Source organism: Sphingobium wenxiniae (genome assembly GCF_007830065.1).
In the GTDB taxonomy this organism is placed as follows: domain Bacteria; phylum Pseudomonadota; class Alphaproteobacteria; order Sphingomonadales; family Sphingomonadaceae; genus Sphingobium; species Sphingobium wenxiniae.
Map to the genome: position 1 here is coordinate 213185 of NZ_VLKK01000004.1, position 15443 is coordinate 228627.

Annotated in this window: 16 protein-coding genes; 11 read left to right on the plus strand and 5 right to left on the minus strand. The window is 65.0% G+C overall.

The annotated features are described in order from the left end of the window. Positions 1 to 8: 8 nt before the first annotated feature. Entirely contained in the window at positions 9 to 1316 is a 1308-nt protein-coding gene (locus IQ35_RS07335) for an ATP-binding protein (protein ID WP_145072415.1), read from the plus strand. A 134-nt stretch (positions 1317 to 1450) separates the two neighbouring features. Here the strand turns inward: IQ35_RS07335 and IQ35_RS07340 are convergent, their stop codons facing one another. Next, positions 1451 to 3115, minus strand: a complete 1665-nt coding sequence (locus IQ35_RS07340) for an alkaline phosphatase family protein (protein ID WP_145072550.1) — start codon at positions 3113 to 3115, stop codon at positions 1451 to 1453. Positions 3116 to 3192: 77 nt separating this feature from the next. Between IQ35_RS07340 and IQ35_RS07345 the strand changes: the two genes are divergently transcribed. The 7 genes from IQ35_RS07345 to IQ35_RS07375 all read left to right on the plus strand — a co-directional run bounded on the left by IQ35_RS07345 (position 3193) and on the right by IQ35_RS07375 (position 8916). Then, on the plus strand, positions 3193 to 5214 hold the full coding sequence (locus tag IQ35_RS07345; RefSeq protein ID WP_145072417.1) for a protein-disulfide reductase DsbD family protein: 2022 nt from the start codon (positions 3193 to 3195) through the stop codon (positions 5212 to 5214). Then, on the plus strand, positions 5214 to 6032 hold the full coding sequence (locus IQ35_RS07350) for a TlyA family RNA methyltransferase (protein WP_021247279.1): 819 nt from the start codon (positions 5214 to 5216) through the stop codon (positions 6030 to 6032). Before IQ35_RS07345 ends, IQ35_RS07350 begins: the two co-directional genes overlap by 1 nt. A 22-nt stretch (positions 6033 to 6054) precedes the next feature. Beyond that, on the plus strand, positions 6055 to 6603 hold the full coding sequence (locus tag IQ35_RS07355; RefSeq protein ID WP_145072419.1) for a TspO/MBR family protein: 549 nt from the start codon (positions 6055 to 6057) through the stop codon (positions 6601 to 6603). A gap of 46 nt (positions 6604 to 6649) precedes the next feature. Beyond that, entirely contained in the window at positions 6650 to 6949 is a 300-nt protein-coding gene (locus IQ35_RS07360; RefSeq protein ID WP_021247277.1) for an accessory factor UbiK family protein, read from the plus strand. Between the two features lie 49 nt (positions 6950 to 6998). Further along, positions 6999 to 7505 carry a type III secretion system chaperone family protein gene (locus IQ35_RS07365; protein ID WP_021247276.1) on the plus strand — a complete coding sequence of 169 codons (507 nt, stop codon included), beginning with the start codon at positions 6999 to 7001 and terminating at the stop codon, positions 7503 to 7505. 9 nt (positions 7506 to 7514) lie between these two features. Then, the gene (locus IQ35_RS07370) at positions 7515 to 8330 is read left to right on the plus strand and encodes a pyrroline-5-carboxylate reductase family protein (RefSeq protein WP_021247275.1); all 816 of its coding nucleotides are present in this window, start codon (positions 7515 to 7517) and stop codon (positions 8328 to 8330) included. Positions 8331 to 8415: 85 nt separating this feature from the next. Then, positions 8416 to 8916 (plus strand): asparaginase domain-containing protein, encoded by a 501-nt coding sequence (locus IQ35_RS07375; protein WP_021247274.1) that lies wholly within the window; start codon positions 8416 to 8418, stop codon positions 8914 to 8916. A gap of 12 nt (positions 8917 to 8928) precedes the next feature. Here the strand turns inward: IQ35_RS07375 and IQ35_RS07380 are convergent, their stop codons facing one another. The 4 genes from IQ35_RS07380 to IQ35_RS07395 all read right to left on the minus strand — a co-directional run bounded on the left by IQ35_RS07380 (position 8929) and on the right by IQ35_RS07395 (position 12888). Next, positions 8929 to 9255: a YnfA family protein gene (locus tag IQ35_RS07380; protein WP_021247273.1), complete on the minus strand. Its 327-nt coding sequence runs from the start codon at positions 9253 to 9255 to the stop codon at positions 8929 to 8931. 204 nt (positions 9256 to 9459) lie between these two features. Further along, positions 9460 to 9837, minus strand: coding sequence for a 50S ribosomal protein L7/L12 (rplL, locus tag IQ35_RS07385; RefSeq protein ID WP_021247272.1), 378 nt, complete (start codon positions 9835 to 9837; stop codon positions 9460 to 9462). A gap of 84 nt (positions 9838 to 9921) precedes the next feature. After that, positions 9922 to 10437 (minus strand): 50S ribosomal protein L10, encoded by a 516-nt coding sequence (gene rplJ, locus IQ35_RS07390; protein WP_021247271.1) that lies wholly within the window; start codon positions 10435 to 10437, stop codon positions 9922 to 9924. Positions 10438 to 10782: 345 nt separating this feature from the next. Next, complete coding sequence (locus IQ35_RS07395) at positions 10783 to 12888, minus strand: RelA/SpoT family protein (RefSeq protein ID WP_031292430.1); 2106 nt, start codon at positions 12886 to 12888, stop codon at positions 10783 to 10785. Between the two features lie 113 nt (positions 12889 to 13001). On the opposite strand from IQ35_RS07395, the gene IQ35_RS07400 reads away from it, so the two are divergent. From IQ35_RS07400 to IQ35_RS07410, 3 genes are read left to right on the plus strand one after another with little or no spacing between them, the layout of a single operon-like run. After that, positions 13002 to 13481: a winged helix-turn-helix transcriptional regulator gene (locus IQ35_RS07400; RefSeq protein ID WP_021247269.1), complete on the plus strand. Its 480-nt coding sequence runs from the start codon at positions 13002 to 13004 to the stop codon at positions 13479 to 13481. 58 nt (positions 13482 to 13539) lie between these two features. Next, the gene (locus IQ35_RS07405) at positions 13540 to 14646 is read left to right on the plus strand and encodes a sensor histidine kinase (RefSeq protein ID WP_031292427.1); all 1107 of its coding nucleotides are present in this window, start codon (positions 13540 to 13542) and stop codon (positions 14644 to 14646) included. Further along, positions 14643 to 15443 (plus strand): LytR/AlgR family response regulator transcription factor, encoded by an 801-nt coding sequence (locus tag IQ35_RS07410; protein ID WP_021247267.1) that lies wholly within the window; start codon positions 14643 to 14645, stop codon positions 15441 to 15443. Before IQ35_RS07405 ends, IQ35_RS07410 begins: the two co-directional genes overlap by 4 nt.

Genomic DNA, 15443 nt, shown 5'->3' on the forward strand with positions numbered 1-15443 from the left:
AGTCGGGGATGAAGCGGCCGCTCGGCCTGATTGGGCGGATCTTCGCGATATTGCTGCTGACGGTGGTGCTGGAATTCGCGGTCGGCACGCTGATCTACGAGCGGGCCAGCCATTTGTCGCTTCAGGATGACGAAGCGCGCCGGCTGGCCGAACATCTCATCATCGCGCGCAAGCTGATGGACGAGCAGCCCGCCCAGGCCCGCCGTCCGCTGGCGGTGCAACTGACCACCGACCGCTACGACATTCACTGGACGCCCGCATCCCCGCCGCCGCCGCCGCTTGCGCCGGAACTGGAGCGGATGCGGCAGCAGATCGTCGCCTGGGAACCGTCGCTGGAAAGGTCGCGCCTCTGGCTGCGGCTGGCCGCGCCGGGGCGCGTGTCGGAGATTAATGGCGGGCTGCTGCTGTCCGACGGCAGCTGGCTCTATTTCGGGATGCACCATAGCGGGTCGAAATGGGAATTCACCATCGGCCGGGTCGGGCTGGCGATCATTCCCGTGTTGGCGCTGCTCATCGTCGGCGGCATCATGATCCGCCGCACTCTGGCGCCCTTGCGCGAACTGACGCAGGCGACCGAGCGCATTGGCCTGAGCGACGGGGTGATCGTGGAGGAAGGGGGCGGCAGCGACGTGCGCGACCTGATCCGCGCCTTCAACGCCATGCAGAAGCGCATCCACCGCCTGATCACCGAACGGACGGAGACGCTGGCGGCGGTGGGCCATGACCTGCGCACGCCGCTCTCCCGCCTGCAATTGCGGCTGGAAGGCGTGCCGGACGGCGAAGCGCGCGAGGCGATGGAGGGCGACCTTGCCGAAATGGGAGAGATGATCGATTCCCTGCTCGCTTTCCTGGGCGGGGAAAAGAATGGCGAGCCGCCCGAACGCACCGATATCGCGGTTCTGCTGGCGACGATAGCTGACGCCTTTCAAGACCAGGGCCGGGACGCCGCCTATGATGGCCCCGATCATCTTGAGATGGAGACGCGTCCGCTGTCGCTGCGCCGCGCGGTCGGAAATCTGGTGGAAAACGCCCTGCATTATGGCCAGTGCGCGCGGCTCAGCCTGTCGCGGCGGGGTGGGGACGTGCTGATCCGCGTCGACGACGATGGACCCGGCATCCCCCGCGATCAACTGGAGGAGGTGCTGAAACCCTTCGCCCGGCTGGACGAAGCGCGGCAACGCAACACGCGCGGCCTTGGCCTTGGCCTGGCCATCGTCGCCAAGGCGGTGGAGCGCGAAGGCGGAGAACTGCTGCTCATCAACCGCCCCGAAGGCGGCCTGCGCGCCGAAATCCGCCTTCGCGCGCTTAATAGCTAGGGGAGGCTTGGAATTGTAAACCTGTGTCGGATGGCGGTTAAGGGTGGTTTGCAGTCATTCCCCGCGGTCGTCATGCCAGCGAAAGATGGCCAAAAACCCCCATCCTCACGCCCGTGAATTTGCAGGACGCATCACTAACGCCCAGCGCAGCTATCCCCTTCGCCTGCGATCAGGTCCAGGCACCGCCCGTCGATCTCGCCCCTCGGCACCGGGAGGCCGATGAGCGCGGCGAGCGTGGGCAATATGTCCACCGTCTCCACGCCCAGCGGCTGCTCGAAAGGTCGCAGCCCCTTGCGCCAGAACAGGATCGGCACGCGGCGGTCGGTGTCCCACGGGCTGCCATGGGTGGCCACATAGCCCCTGGTGGGATCAACGATCGGCGTTATGCGGGGTTTCAGCAACAGCAGCAAGTCGCCTGACCGCTCCGGGTCGAAGCTCGCCCGCGCTTCCTGCAACAGGCTCCAGCTTTCCGGAGGGCCGGAGGGGGAGGGGGAAGCGGCGATCTCCGCCTTGGTGAAGACCGCCTGCACTTGTGGATGCGCGCGCAGGGTCCTGAGCGTCTCGGCCTCCACCGCGGCGCGTTGGCTCGGTGTCAGCGCGGTATCGAAATACAGGTCGCCCATCGGCCCGTCGCCCCAGATCAGCTTGCGCCCCGCCAGCCCCGTCTTCGCGCCGACGGCGACGGTCAGCGCCTTGGGCGTCAGCGCTTCATCGACGCGCTGCTCCATCGGCATGGCGTTCTCCCGATGCCGCTCCGGCAGGTCATGACCGCCATGATCGGCTGTCAGCACCACCGCATAGTCGATGCCGTCCTTGTCGAGCAGGGCGAAGAAAGCACCCAGTTCCTGATCCAGCCGCTCGATCTGGATGCAGCTTTCGGCGCCCTCCGTGCCAAAGGCGTGCCCGACATAATCGGTCGCGGACAGGCCGATGGAGATGATGTCGGTCTGCGCCTGCTTGCCCAGCCCCATAGTCTCGATAACCGAAGCCGCTAGCGCCAGCGTCAGCGCGTCCTGCTCCGGCGAGGCGCGGAATATCCTGAAATCGCCCGCCTCGCGCGCGAAGCGGCCCGTGCCCACGGTCTGTCCCGCGCCGATGTCGACGGGGAAATCCTTTGCCACGCATTGCGGCGGCAAGTCGAAGCCGGGACTGGGCTGCGCCAGCCTCTGCGCGAAGACGGCGTTCACCTTCGCGATCAGCGGCGGCGTCGGCACGTCCTTGTAGCTTACATAGCCTTTGGGGCTGAGCCACCATGTCTGATCGGCGGTCGGCCCGCCCATCATGATCGCCGCGCGGTCCTTTCCCGCCACGGACACCACGCGGGTCGCCGGATTCGCCGCCTTCATCCTCCCGCCCAGCGTCGGCACGCGCAGATGAACGGGGGAGGCGACATAAGCGCCGCTGCTCGTCCCCGGCTGCGTCTCATCCTCGGCGCAATAGATCGCCTTGTCCTCGCGCCCCGCTTTCAGGTCGAACCATGTGTTGGCGATGATGCCCGTGCGCGAAGGGCGGCTGCCGGTGAGGATGGTGCTGTGGCCGGGGCATGTTTCGGTCGCGGCATGGGATTGATAACCGCGCGGGAATACGATGCCGTCCGCCGTCAGCCGCTTGAGGCCGCCTTCATAATATCGCCGATATTCGCTGAAGAGGTCGGCGGAGAACTGGTCGACGGCAATCGCCACGATCAGCCTGGGCGCAGTCGCGGGCGCGCTCTGCGGAGCGGGGGCCGCGCCGGGCCGGGCGACGGCGGGCATCGCGCAGGTGGCGAGCAGCAGGGCGGCGGCGGCTTTCCTCAACATCATGCAACGACCTTCTCAACCTTGACGAGGGATGGTTGCGGACCTAGCCCGCTGATAGCCACCCGACCAGAGGCCCGATGCGGATTTTTCATGTCTTCCTGATGACCATGGCGCTTCTGCTGACGCCGGCGGTTGCGCGCGCGCAGGGCGCGTTCGGATCAGGCGCGCCGCACATCGCCGCGCGTCTGGCGTCTGAAAGCGCCATGCCCGCGCCGGGCAAGGACACCGCCATCGCCTTCGCCATGGAACCCGAGGCGGGCTGGCACGGCTATTGGGAAAATCCGGGCGACGCGGGCCTGGGCATGACGGTCAAATGGACCCTGCCCAAGGGCGTGAGCGTCGGCGCGCTGCGCTATCCGGTGCCTGAAACGCTGATGATCTCCGGCCTCATGAACCATGTCTATGAAGGCCCCTATGCAGTCCTTGCCCCGCTGACGGTCGCGGCGGATGTGCCCGCCGGCACGCGCCTGCCGATCCGCGTGCGTGCCGACTGGCTCGCCTGCACCGACAAAATCTGCGTGCCGGAAGGGGCGGACCTGACCCTCGACCTCGTGGCGGGGGACGGACAGGTCCAGCGCGCCGACCGCGCCCGGTTCGACGCATGGCGCACCCATCTGCCCCGGCCGCTCGGCGCGCAGGCAAGCTATGCGATGACGAACGGCCGTTTGCATATGGCGATCCCCTTTCCGGCGAGGGCGCAGGCGAACGACGTGCATCTCTTCCCGCTGGCCGAAGGCTTCACCCGCTACGCCGCCCTCCAGAAAGCGCGGCGCGAAGGCGACCGCCTGCTGATCGAAACCGACGCCGCGCAGGGCTTCAGGGGCGGCCCGATGCAAGCCGTGCTGCGGACCGGCGATCATGTGGGCTTCCTCCTGACCGCCACGCCCGGACCGGTCCCCGCGCCCCAGGATGGCGCGATGCGGACGGTCTTCATCGCGCTGGCTGGAGCGATCCTTGGCGGACTGCTGCTCAACATCATGCCCTGCGTCTTCCCGATATTGGGTCTGAAAGCGCTCAGCCTTGCCCGCGCGGGCGGCAATGAACGCGAAGTACGGCATGAGGCGCTCGCCTATGCGGCGGGCGTCATCGCAACCTGCCTCGCCTTGGGCGGCGCGCTGCTGGCGCTCCGGGGAGCGGGCGCTGCGGCGGGCTGGGCCTTCCAGTTGCAGGATCCGCGCATCATCCTGCTGCTGCTGCTGCTGGTGACGGCCATCGCTTTCAACCTTGCGGGCCTGTTCGACCTGGGCGGTTTCGGCGGGGGCGAGCGGCTCGCCGCAAGGGGCGGAACGATCGGCAGCTTCTGGACCGGGGCGCTGGTCGCCTTCGTCGCGACGCCTTGCACCGGTCCCTTCATGGGCGCGGCGATGGGGACGGCGCTGGTGCTGCCGGTCGGCGCCGCGCTCGCCATCTTCGCGGGGCTGGGCCTTGGCCTCGCGCTGCCCTTCGTCCTGCTCGCCTATCTGCCGGCCCTCCGCAGCCGCCTGCCGCGCCCCGGCCCGTGGATGGCGCGGGTGCAGCGCATCTTCGCCATCCCCATGTTCCTGACCGCGCTTGGCCTCGCATGGCTGCTGGGGCAACAGCGGGGTGTTCCCGCCATGACGCTGGGCCTCGGCGCGGCGCTGCTGCTGGCGCTGCTCCTCTGGTGGCTGGGCCGCCGCCAGCACAGCGGCAGGGGCGGCGGGGGGCTGGTCCTGCTGGGCGCGCTCGCGCTGCTCGGCGGCGGCATGGCCCTGCTCCCCAAGCAGGCCCCGGCCGTTACACTGGCGTCCGGCGCGATCCCCTTCGACGAAGCCCGCCTCGCCAGCCTGCGCGCGGCGGGAAAGCCCGTCTTCCTCTACTTCACCGCCGACTGGTGCCTTACCTGCAAGGCGAACGAAGCCGCCGCCATCGACCGCGCCGAAACCCGCGCGGCTTTCGAAAAGGCCGGCGTCACGGTGATGGTCGGCGACTGGACCAATGCCGATCCCGCCATCACCCGCTTCCTCGAAGGGCAGGGGCGTTCGGGCGTGCCGCTCTATCTCTGGTATGCGCCGGACAGGGAGGCGCGGGCGCTGTCCCAACTGCTCACCGTTTCCACCCTGACCGCTCTGGTGCCCTGATGGCGAAGGTGCGCGCCGACCAGCTTCTCGTCGACCTCGGCCTTGCCGAAAGCCGCGCCCGCGCGCAGGCGCTCATCCTTGCCGGCCATGTGTTCCTGAACGACAGGAAGGTCGAGAAGGCCGGGCAGCAGGTCGTCCCCGACGCCGCCCTCGATGTGCGCGGCCGCGACCATCCCTGGGTATCGCGCGGCGGCATCAAGCTTGCCCATGCGCTCGACCATTTCGGCATCGACGTGGCCGGCTTGGTCGCCATCGATGTGGGCAGTTCCACCGGCGGCTTCACCGACGTGCTGCTGACGAAGGGCGCGGCGCGGGTCTATGCGGTGGACAGCGGCACCAACCAGCTCGCGTGGAAGCTGCGTTCCGACCCGCGCGTCATCGTGCATGAACAGACCAGCGCCCGCATCCTGACCGCCGACCACATTCCGGAACCCGTCCAGATCATCGTTTGCGACGCCAGCTTCATATCGCTTTCCAAGGTATTGGAAAGGCCCATGACTTTCGCGTCCCCCGGCGCAATGCTCGTTGCCCTCATCAAGCCGCAGTTCGAGGCGGGCCGCGAGGAAGTGGGCAAGGGCGGCGTCGTGCGCGACCCCGCCGTGCACGATCGCGTCTGCGCGCACGTCCGCGACTGGGTGAAAGCGCAGGGCTGGCGGGTCGAAGGCATCACGCCCAGCCCCATCACCGGCCCGCAGGGCAATGTAGAATTCCTTCTCCATGCCCGCAAATCGCGGGTTGCGGGACGAACCATTTCACCGCAAACCGTGGGACGGCGGCTGGATTCGGCGTTCAAGGATTCGCCCGACGCCGCTGAATGAGAGGCAGGGAGAATAAGTGCCGATGAATCAGATCGCGTCGCCCGGTCAGTTGCGCCTTGCCTATCTGCGCTGGGCGCTGGTGACGGTTCCCGCGATCCTCTTTCTCGGCTTCCTGTCGGGCAGGCTCGCCAATAGCGGCTATGGCAATCGCTGGTTTGCTGCGCTTGCCAAGCCCGAGCTGATCCCGCCCGGCTGGGTCTTCGGCGCGGCGTGGACGCTGCTCTATATCCTGATGGCGCTGGCCTTTGCGATGGTACTCCATGCGCGGGGCGCACGGGGGCGGGGCGTTGCCATCACCCTGTTTCTCGTCCAGTTCGCCTTGAACCTGATCTGGTCGCCGCTGTTCTTCCGCGCGCATCAGGTCGGCGACGCGCTGGTGCTGATCCTTGTCCTTACGGTGCTGGTGGCGGTCACGACGGCGCTTTTCCGGCGCATCCGCCGCGCGGCGGGATGGCTGCTGCTGCCCTATCTGCTCTGGCTGGCCTTCGCCGCTTACCTCAACTATGAGATCGACCGGCTGAACCCGGACGCGGAAACCCTTGTCGTCCCGGCGCTGCGCACCCAGATATGATTTTTGCCGCCCGACCGGAGGCGGCGCGAATGAGGACGACAGGATCATGCAGAGCGAAAACCGCTTTTTCGACGACCTTGCCAAGCTGGTGAACGGCGCCGCCGGGACCGTCGCCGGCATGAGCCGCGAGTTCGAGGCCAATGCGCGCGAAAAGGCGAAGCAGTGGATGGGCGGCATGGACTTCGTCAGCCGGGACGAGTTCGACGCCGTCAAGGCGCTGGCCGCCGCCGCCCGCGAAGAGGTGGAGCTTTTGAAAGCCCGCCTCGACGCGCTGGAAGGCAAAGCTCCCGAACCCGTGACAAAGACCGTCCGCGCGAACAAGGGCAAGGCGAAGGACGCCGAATAACGGCGTCTCGCGCCTGTCCTTTCCGCGCCGCCGGTGTTAAGGGCCGCATATGATGGACAGCGACGAATTTGAAAATGGCGGTCAGGAAGCGGCTCCGATCGACATGCTCGCCGCCTGGTTCGAGGCGCATGGCTGGAGCTTCGATCAGGTGGGCGAGGATGAGATCGTCGCCAGCACCCAGGGGTCATGGGCGCAATATGAGCTGCGCGGCATCTGGCGGGACGAGGATCAGGTGCTCCAGCTCCTTGCCCTGCCCGACATCCGTGTGGCGGAAGAAAAGCGCGCCGCGATCCACGAAACCCTCGCCCTCATCAACGAACAGCTTTGGCTCGGCCATTTCGAGCTGTGGTCGTCCAGCGGCATCGTTCTGTTCCGGCACGGCGCGCTGCTGGGCGCAGGCGGCACGCTGACGCTCGATCAGGCGCAGATACTCGTCGAAACCGCCCTCGACGAATGCGAGCGTTTCTATCCCGTCTTCCAGTTCGTCCTCTGGGGCGGCAAGACCCCGTCCGAAGCGATTTCCGCCAGCCTCATCGAAACCCGCGGCGAAGCCTGAGCATCTTACATGACCGACATTTTCTGGCCCGACCATCTGTTCCTTGTCGGCTGCGGCAATATGGCGGGGCAGATGCTGGCGCGCTGGCTCGATTGTGGCCTCGACCCCGCCCGCGTCACCGTGCTGCGCCCCAGCGGAAAACCGGTGGCCGACGGCGTTCGGGTCGTGACCGGCTATCCTGTCGCGCTCCCCGCCGATACCACTGTCCTGCTCGGCATGAAGCCCTACCAGATCGCCGATGTCGCCGCTTCCCTCGCGCCGCTTTGCGGTGAGGATACGGACATCGTCTCGATCCTCGCGGGCACGCCGCTCGCCGGCCTGCGCGCCTATTTCCCAGCGCCGCGCGCCTTGATCCGCGCCATGCCGAACCTGCCTGTCGGCATAGGGCAGGGCGTGACGGCGCTTTACACCGACGCCGCCGTACCGGTGCAGGCCCGCGAAGCCGCTACCTCGCTCATCTCCCCGCTTGGCCTTGTCGAATGGATCGCCGACGAAGCCCGGTTCAACGAAATCACCGCGCTGTCCGGCTGCGGCCCCGCCTTCCTGTTCCGCTTCATCGACGCGCTGGCGAGGGCAGGGGAGGCGCTTGGCCTGCCCGCCGATCAGGCCGCCCGCATGGCGCTCGCCACGGTGGAGGGGGCTGCCAGCATGGCCGCCCGCGCCAGCGACAGCCCCGGCGCGCTGGCCGACCGCGTTGCCAGCCCCGGCGGCATGACGCGGCAAGGCCTCAACGTGCTGGACGCCGACGACCGTTTGCTCAAGCTGCTCACCGACACCCTGAGCGCCGCTCGTGACAGGGGCGAGGAAATGGCGCGGGAGGGCTAAGGGATCATGCGGAGGTGGACGCGGCGCTTCAATCCCTCCAGCACATCCTCTACAGCGCGCTCATAGCCTTTCCCCGGAGTCTCCCATGCTGCCCTCCGACACGCCCATCCTCGTCCTCACTACCGGCGGCACGATCGACAAGATCTATTTCGACGCCCTGTCCGACTATCAGGTGGGCGAAACGGTCGTCGCGAAGCTGCTTGAGATCGCCCGCGTCCAGCGCCCCTTCCGCATCGAGGAAGTAACCCGCAAGGACAGCCTGGAACTGGACGACGCCGATCGCGCCCTGATCCGCGCCCGCGTCGCGGCTGCCCGCGAAGGCCATATCGTCATCACGCACGGCACCGATACGATGACCGAAACGGCGAAGGTGCTGGCCGACATTCCCGGCAAGACGCTGGTGCTGGTTGGCGCGCTCGCCCCCGCCCGTTTCGGCGAGAGCGACGCCAGCTTCAACCTCGGCATGGCCTTCGCCACCGCGCAGGTCGCGCAGCCGGGCGTCTACATCACCATGAGCGGGTCCGTCTTCCCTGCCGCCCGCGTGGTAAAGGACCGCGAAAAAGGCGCTTTCGTCCCGGTGGAGTGAGGGAGCAGCTCCCTAAGTGCGATGGGGGGCCAGCAGGATAACCGCCGCGCCGATGAGGCAGAGCGCAGCACCGCTCAAATCCCAGCGATCCGGCCGCACGCCTTCCGCCATCCACAGCCACAGAAGCGCCGATGTGATGTAGATGCCGCCATAAGCCGCATAGGCCCGGCCTGCATTGCTTGTATCCACCAGCGTCAGGAGCCAGGCGAAAAGGATGAGGGAGATGCAGCCGGGAACCAGCCACAGCGGCGACTTTGCCAGCCGCAGCCAGGCCCAGAAAGCGAAACAACCGGCAATCTCGGCGACGGCCGCTCCGATGTAGATGATCGCTGTGGTCATTCTCCACCCTTAATGCGCGAATTTGCGGCCATCCGACATTCCGTCATCCCAGCGAAAGCTGGGATGACGGGGAAACGACCGCCTTCCGCCCATAATCGCCTTCAGGATAAGGGTCTGCAAGCCGCCCAATCCCAAAAAAGAAAAGGGCGGCGCCATGATGGCACCGCCCCGATTTTCTCCCCGCAAGGATGCGGAGCGAAAAGCTTACTTGAGTTCGACGGTCGCGCCGGCTTCTTCAAGCTGCTTCTTGAGCTTTTCGGCTTCGTCCTTGCTAACGCCTTCCTTGATCGCCTTCGGCGCGCCTTCGACGAGCGCCTTGGCTTCGGTCAGGCCCAGGCCCGTGATGGCGCGGACTTCCTTGATGACGTTGATCTTCTTGCCACCGTCGCCGGTGAGAACGACGTCGAATTCGCTCTGCTCTTCAGCAGCGGCGGCGGCCGGAGCACCAGCGGCCGGGCCGGCGACGGCGACGGCAGCGGCGGCCGAAACGCCCCACTTTTCTTCCAGAGCCTTCGACAGCTCGGCGGCTTCGAGGACGGTCAGGGCCGACAGCTGATCGACCAGTGCGTTAATGTCTGCCATATTACTTTACCTGTTCCCTTCTGGGCGGGGCGTTGAAAGGCCCCTTAAACTAGAGTTGAAACGAATGTCCGGCGGTCCTGAAGATCAGGCCGCGTTCTTTTCCGCATAGGCGTTGAAAACCCGCGCGAGCTGGGCAGCCGGTGCCTGGGTGACGGTCGCGAGCTTGGTCGCGGGCGCAACGAGCAGCCCGACGATCTTCGCACGCAGTTCATCCAGCGACGGCATCGAGGCGAGCGCCTTGACGCCCTCCGCGTTCAGCAGCACTTCGCCCATCGCGCCGCCAACGATCTCGATCTTGTCGTTGGTCTTCGCGAATTCGACCGCAACCTTGGCGGCTGCGACCGGATCGGCCGAGGAGGCAAGGGCGACGGGGCCGGTCAGCAGATCGCTGATGCCGGTATAGTCGGTGCCTTCAAGGGCGATCCTGGCGAGGCGGTTCTTCGTAACCTTGTAGGTTGCACCGGCTGCGCGCATTTTCTGGCGCAGGTCCGTCGACTGAGCGACGGTCATGCCGAGGTTGCGGGTCACGACGACCACACCGACCTCTGCCAGATGTGCGTTCAGCGCGGAAACGACCTCAGCCTTCTGATTACGATCCATGCCATTCTCCACATATTCATGCGCCGGACGGTCCGGCGCACAACGAACCCGCGCAAAGGCTTGTCGCCACGGCGCGGGGCACTGGTCCGAATGGGGAGAGGTTGACTGGCCCGAATCGTTTCAACGGAAACAGGCAGACCCGGAACAGGGCCATGGCGGCCCGTCCGGCAAGAACTTTTCCCCGTCTAGGCTGGACATTAAGAAGGGCATATTCCCTTCACCAACTGTCTCGGACGGTGGACCCGCAATGGGTCCGGTGGCGGGCCTGTATGGGATTTTCTTGTAATTGTCACGCGGAATCTCTCCTCCGTCCGTCCTGAGCGAAGTCGAACGGCTGGATTCGACCTAAACCCGATCCGCCTGCACTACCGCATCCAGCGCCCGCAGGGCCGACAGGATGCGGTTGAGGTGCTGCGCGTCGGCCACTTCCAGATCGATGATGTCGGTATGGAACGGCCCTTCGCGATTCACCAGTTGCAGGTTGAGGATGTTCGCCTTGGTCGCGCCGAAGACATTCGCGACGGCGGCGAGCGCGCCCGGCTGGTTCTTGACGATCACCGTAAGGCGCGCCATCCCGCCCTTGGACTTGCTGTCCCAGGCAAGGTCGATCCAGTCGTCGTCCTGCCCGGCTTCCAGCGACCGGCAGTCGATTGTGTGCACCTCAATCGGCTCGCCCGTGCGGCGCACGCCGACGATCCGGTCGCCTGGAACCGGGTGGCAGCAGTCGCCCAGATTATAGGCGATGCCCGGCGTCAGGCCGCGAATGGACACCGGCTCATGCTGGCGCGGATGCGCTTCCTCCACGCCCTCCGCTTCGGTCGAGCCGGGGATGAGCGCCTCCATCACTTCCCTGTCGCGCAGGCGATGGGTCGCGATGGCGATCATCAGCGCCGCGCGATCCTCCAGCTTCAGCCGCTTGAGCGCGGCGGTCAGCGCCTTGTCGCCCAGCTCGCTCGCCAGTTCGAGCGGGAAACGGCCGACGATCTCCTCATAGAGCTTTTCGCCCAGCGCGATCTCCTCGCCCCGCTGCTTCTGCCGGATATAGCGGCGGATGGCGGCGCGCGCCTTGCCGGTGACGGCGAAGGTGAGCCAGCCGGGCTGGGGCTGCTGCCCTTCGGATTTCAGGATTTCCACCTGATCGCCGTTTTCCAGCGCCGTCCGCAACGGCACGACCCGTCCATTGACCTTTGCGCCCACCGTCTGGTCGCCCAATGTCGTGTGCACCGCATAGGCGAAGTCCACCGGCGTCGATCCCTTGGGCAACTGGTGCAGCTCGCCCTTTGGGGAAAAGGCGAAGATGCGGTCCTGATACATCGCCATGCGGGTGTGTTCGAGCAGCTCGTCCGCGTCATGGCTCTGTTCCAGGATTTCGACCAGATCGCGCAGCCATGCCGCCTGATGATCTTTCGCATCGCCCTTCTGTTTATAAGCCCAGTGCGCCGCCAGCCCCAGTTCCGCGTCATGGTGCATGTCGCGGCTGCGGATCTGCACCTCGATGCGGGCATTGTCCTGATGGATGACCGTCGTGTGCAGCGAACGGTATCCGTTGCGTTTGGGGGTGGAGATATAATCCTTGAACCGGCCCGGCACCATCTTGAAGGTGCGGTGGATGACGCCCAGCGCCTTGTAGCAGTCATCGGCCGTCTCTGTGATGACGCGGAAGGCCATTACGTCGGTCAGCTGCTCGAAGCTGATGTGCCGTTCCTGCATCTTCTTCCAGATGGAATAGGGATGCTTTTCCCGCCCCGACACCGTGACGGGCAGGTCGTGGCTGCCCAGCAGCAGTTGCAGTTCAGCGCCGATCCGGTCGACCTTGTCATGGCCGCCTTCCTTCAGTTGCTCCAGCCGCTTGGTGATGCTGTCATAGGCTTCCGGCTCGAGTTCGCGGAAGGCGAGCAGCTGCATCTCGCGCATGAAGTCGTACATGCCGATCCGTTCTGCCAGCGGCGCGTAGATGTCCATCGTTTCGCGCGCTATGCGGCGGCGCTTGGCTTCATTCTTGATGAAATGCAGCGTCCGCATATTGTGCAGCCGGTCGGCGAGCTTCACCAGCAGCACGCGGATATCGTCCGACATGGCGAGCAGGAATTTGCGGAGATTTTCCGCCGCCCGCTCATTTTCGCTCATCGCCTCGATCTTGCTGAGCTTGGTGACGCCGTCGACCATGCGCGCGACATCCTTGCCGAACGCGTGCTCTATCTCCTCATAGGTAACGAGCGTGTCCTCTATCGTGTCGTGCAGCAGCGCGGTCACGATGGTCTGGTCGTCCAGGTTGAAGTCGGTCAAAATGCCTGCGACTTCAATCGGATGGCTGAAATATGGATCGCCGCTGGCGCGCTTTTGCGATCCATGTTTCTGGACGGAAAAGACATAGGCGCGGTTTATCATCGCTTCGTCCGCATCCGGATCGTAGCGCTTCACCCTTTCGACAAGTTCATACTGGCGTAACATCGTTTCCCGATTGTGTGGGAAGTGGGTTGTCGCGCAACAAAAAAATCCCATCTTGAGAGGAATTCTGCTGCGCTTTTGCAACGGAGGCCGCTTTACGCTATCGAGTCACACTCATGAAACACAGTCTGGCGCAGGATCTGGGACAATGCGCGCTGCCGAGCGCGCTGGAGATGATGGGCGAACGCTGGTCGTTCCTGATCTTGCGAGGAGCGATGGGGGGACTTCGGCATTTCGAGGAGTTCCAGTCCGTCCTTGGGATCGCCCGCAACATCCTCGCCAATCGTCTGACGCGCTTGGTCGAAAACGGCATCATGGCCCGCCAGCCGATGCAATGCGACCGGCGCAAGGTCGAATATCGCCTGACGGAAAAGGGGCTGGAGCTGGCCCCGGTCATGGTCGCGCTGCGCCAATGGGGCGAAAGATGGGGCTGCGGTCCGCAATTCTGTCAGGTGCTGGCCGACAGCCGTGACCGCCAGCCGATCCGCCGGATGACGATCCAGTCGCATGACGGCCGCGACCTGGCTGTGGAGGACCTGGTCTGGCTCTGCCCGGACGGCGCCAAGCCGGTGGTGCAGGAATCCGCCGCCGCCTGATATGCGTGCATTGCGCAGCGGCTTCACCGGCGGCATGAAATCCCCTACGCTGCGCGCGATGTCACCGCCTCGTATCCAGCCGCAACCCTTTTTCGCGGACAAGAATCGCGCTTTCTGGAACCTCCAGTCGCTGGGCTGGGCAGGAGCCTTCCTGTTGCGCGGCTCCTCCACCATCGCCAACGGCCAGCCGCTTTCCAGCCTGATCCCGGTGTTGATCTCCACGGTCAGCGGCTATTCGGTCACGCTTCTGATCGCGGTGATCTTCCGCTTTCTGCTGAAGCAGAAGCCGGTCGTCACCTGGGGCGTCTCGATCATCACGGTGCTGGCGGCGGCGGGGCTGGTCGCCTTCATCGACGCCTGGGTCTTCTCCACCCAGAACCGCGCGAGCGAGACGGCCGGCGTCCAGCTTTTCCTTGGTGCCTTCTATCTCTCGGTCACGCTGCTCGGCGCGTGGTCGGCGCTTTACTATGCCATCAATTTCTATCTCACGGTGGAAGAGCAGGCGGATCAGCTCCTACGCCTTGAAACCCAGGCATCCAGCGCGCAATTGGCCATGCTGCGCTATCAGCTCAATCCCCATTTCCTGTTCAATACGCTCAACAGCATCTCGACGCTGGTTCTGCTGAAACAGACCGACCGGGCCAATGCGATGCTTTCGCGCCTGTCGTCCTTCCTGCGCTATACCCTTATCAACGAACCCACCGCGCAGGTCACGATCGAGCAGGAGGTGGAGACGCTCAAACTCTATCTCGAAATCGAAAAGATGCGGTTCGAGGACCGGCTGCGCCCCGTCTTCACCATCGATCCGGCGGTCGCGCAGGCGCGGCTGCCCTCGCTGCTGCTGCAACCGCTGGTCGAAAACGCCATCAAATATGCCGTGACCCCCAAGGAGGAGGGGGCCGAAATCTCCGTCACGGCGCAGCCTGCCGGTGAAAACGTCCGGATCATCGTATCGGACAGCGGCCCGGGATTGAATGAAGGAGCCATGCGTCCGAACAATCCTGTGAGCGCGGGAACAGGCGTTGGGCTGGCGAACATCCGAGATCGGCTTATTCAGGCTTTCGGGGAACGACAGAGCTTCGAAACGCGTTCCACGCCAGGCGGTTTTTCGGTCATCATCGAAATGCCGCTTAATCTGGATGAACCATCGAAAGTGGCTGCATGACCATCAGAACGATCCTCGTCGACGACGAAAGCCTGGCTATTCAGGGCCTCAAGCTTCGTCTGGAAGCGCATGAGGATGTTGAAATCGTCGAAACCTGCTCCAATGGCCGCGAAGCCATTCGCGCCATAAAGACGCATAAACCCGATCTTGTGTTCCTTGATATTCAGATGCCGGGATTTGACGGCTTTTCCGTCGTCCAGGGCATGATGGAGGTCGAACCGCCGCTCTTCATCTTCGTGACCGCTTATAGCGACCATGCGATCCGCGCTTTCGAGGCGCAGGCGGTCGATTACCTGATGAAGCCGGTGGAGGAGGGCCGCCTTGCCGACGCGCTCGACCGCGTACGCCAGCGCCTGTCCGAAAAACGGCAGGTGCAGGAGGCGGAAAAGCTCCGCGAAGTGCTGGCCGAAGTCGCGCCCGACGCGATGAACGAATGGCATAGCGAGGAAGGCGCGCCTGCCTCCAATCGTTTCGAAAAGCTCATCAATATCAAGGACCGCGGCCAGATCTTCCGCGTGGACGTGGATTCGATAGAGCGGATCGACGCGGCGGGCGACTATATGTGCATCTACACCGCCGACAATTCGCTGATCCTGCGGGAGACGATGAAGGATCTGGAAAAGCGCCTCGACCCCCGCAATTTCCAGCGCGTCCACCGCTCCACCATCGTGAACCTGTCGCAGGTGCGTCAGGTGAAGCCCCACACCAACGGCGAATGCTTCCTGGTGCTGGAAAGCGGCGCGCAGGTGAAGGTCAGCCGATCCTATCGCGACGTCGTGGCGCGTTTCGTCCACTAG

What these genes read in the sequence shown, in the direction of transcription:
- IQ35_RS07335 (WP_145072415.1), top strand. Translation starts at nt 9, where the DNA reads ATGAAGCGGCCGCTCGGCCTGATTGGGCGGATCTTCGCGATATTGCTG.
- IQ35_RS07340 (WP_145072550.1), bottom strand. Translation starts at nt 3,115, where the DNA reads ATGTTGAGGAAAGCCGCCGCCGCCCTGCTGCTCGCCACCTGCGCGATG.
- IQ35_RS07345 (WP_145072417.1), top strand. Translation starts at nt 3,193, where the DNA reads ATGCGGATTTTTCATGTCTTCCTGATGACCATGGCGCTTCTGCTGACG.
- IQ35_RS07350 (WP_021247279.1), top strand. Translation starts at nt 5,214, where the DNA reads ATGGCGAAGGTGCGCGCCGACCAGCTTCTCGTCGACCTCGGCCTTGCC.
- IQ35_RS07355 (WP_145072419.1), top strand. Translation starts at nt 6,055, where the DNA reads ATGAATCAGATCGCGTCGCCCGGTCAGTTGCGCCTTGCCTATCTGCGC.
- IQ35_RS07360 (WP_021247277.1), top strand. Translation starts at nt 6,650, where the DNA reads ATGCAGAGCGAAAACCGCTTTTTCGACGACCTTGCCAAGCTGGTGAAC.
- IQ35_RS07365 (WP_021247276.1), top strand. Translation starts at nt 6,999, where the DNA reads ATGATGGACAGCGACGAATTTGAAAATGGCGGTCAGGAAGCGGCTCCG.
- IQ35_RS07370 (WP_021247275.1), top strand. Translation starts at nt 7,515, where the DNA reads ATGACCGACATTTTCTGGCCCGACCATCTGTTCCTTGTCGGCTGCGGC.
- IQ35_RS07375 (WP_021247274.1), top strand. Translation starts at nt 8,416, where the DNA reads ATGCTGCCCTCCGACACGCCCATCCTCGTCCTCACTACCGGCGGCACG.
- IQ35_RS07380 (WP_021247273.1), bottom strand. Translation starts at nt 9,255, where the DNA reads ATGACCACAGCGATCATCTACATCGGAGCGGCCGTCGCCGAGATTGCC.
- rplL (WP_021247272.1), bottom strand. Translation starts at nt 9,837, where the DNA reads ATGGCAGACATTAACGCACTGGTCGATCAGCTGTCGGCCCTGACCGTC.
- rplJ (WP_021247271.1), bottom strand. Translation starts at nt 10,437, where the DNA reads ATGGATCGTAATCAGAAGGCTGAGGTCGTTTCCGCGCTGAACGCACAT.
- IQ35_RS07395 (WP_031292430.1), bottom strand. Translation starts at nt 12,888, where the DNA reads ATGTTACGCCAGTATGAACTTGTCGAAAGGGTGAAGCGCTACGATCCG.
- IQ35_RS07400 (WP_021247269.1), top strand. Translation starts at nt 13,002, where the DNA reads ATGAAACACAGTCTGGCGCAGGATCTGGGACAATGCGCGCTGCCGAGC.
- IQ35_RS07405 (WP_031292427.1), top strand. Translation starts at nt 13,540, where the DNA reads ATGTCACCGCCTCGTATCCAGCCGCAACCCTTTTTCGCGGACAAGAAT.
- IQ35_RS07410 (WP_021247267.1), top strand. Translation starts at nt 14,643, where the DNA reads ATGACCATCAGAACGATCCTCGTCGACGACGAAAGCCTGGCTATTCAG.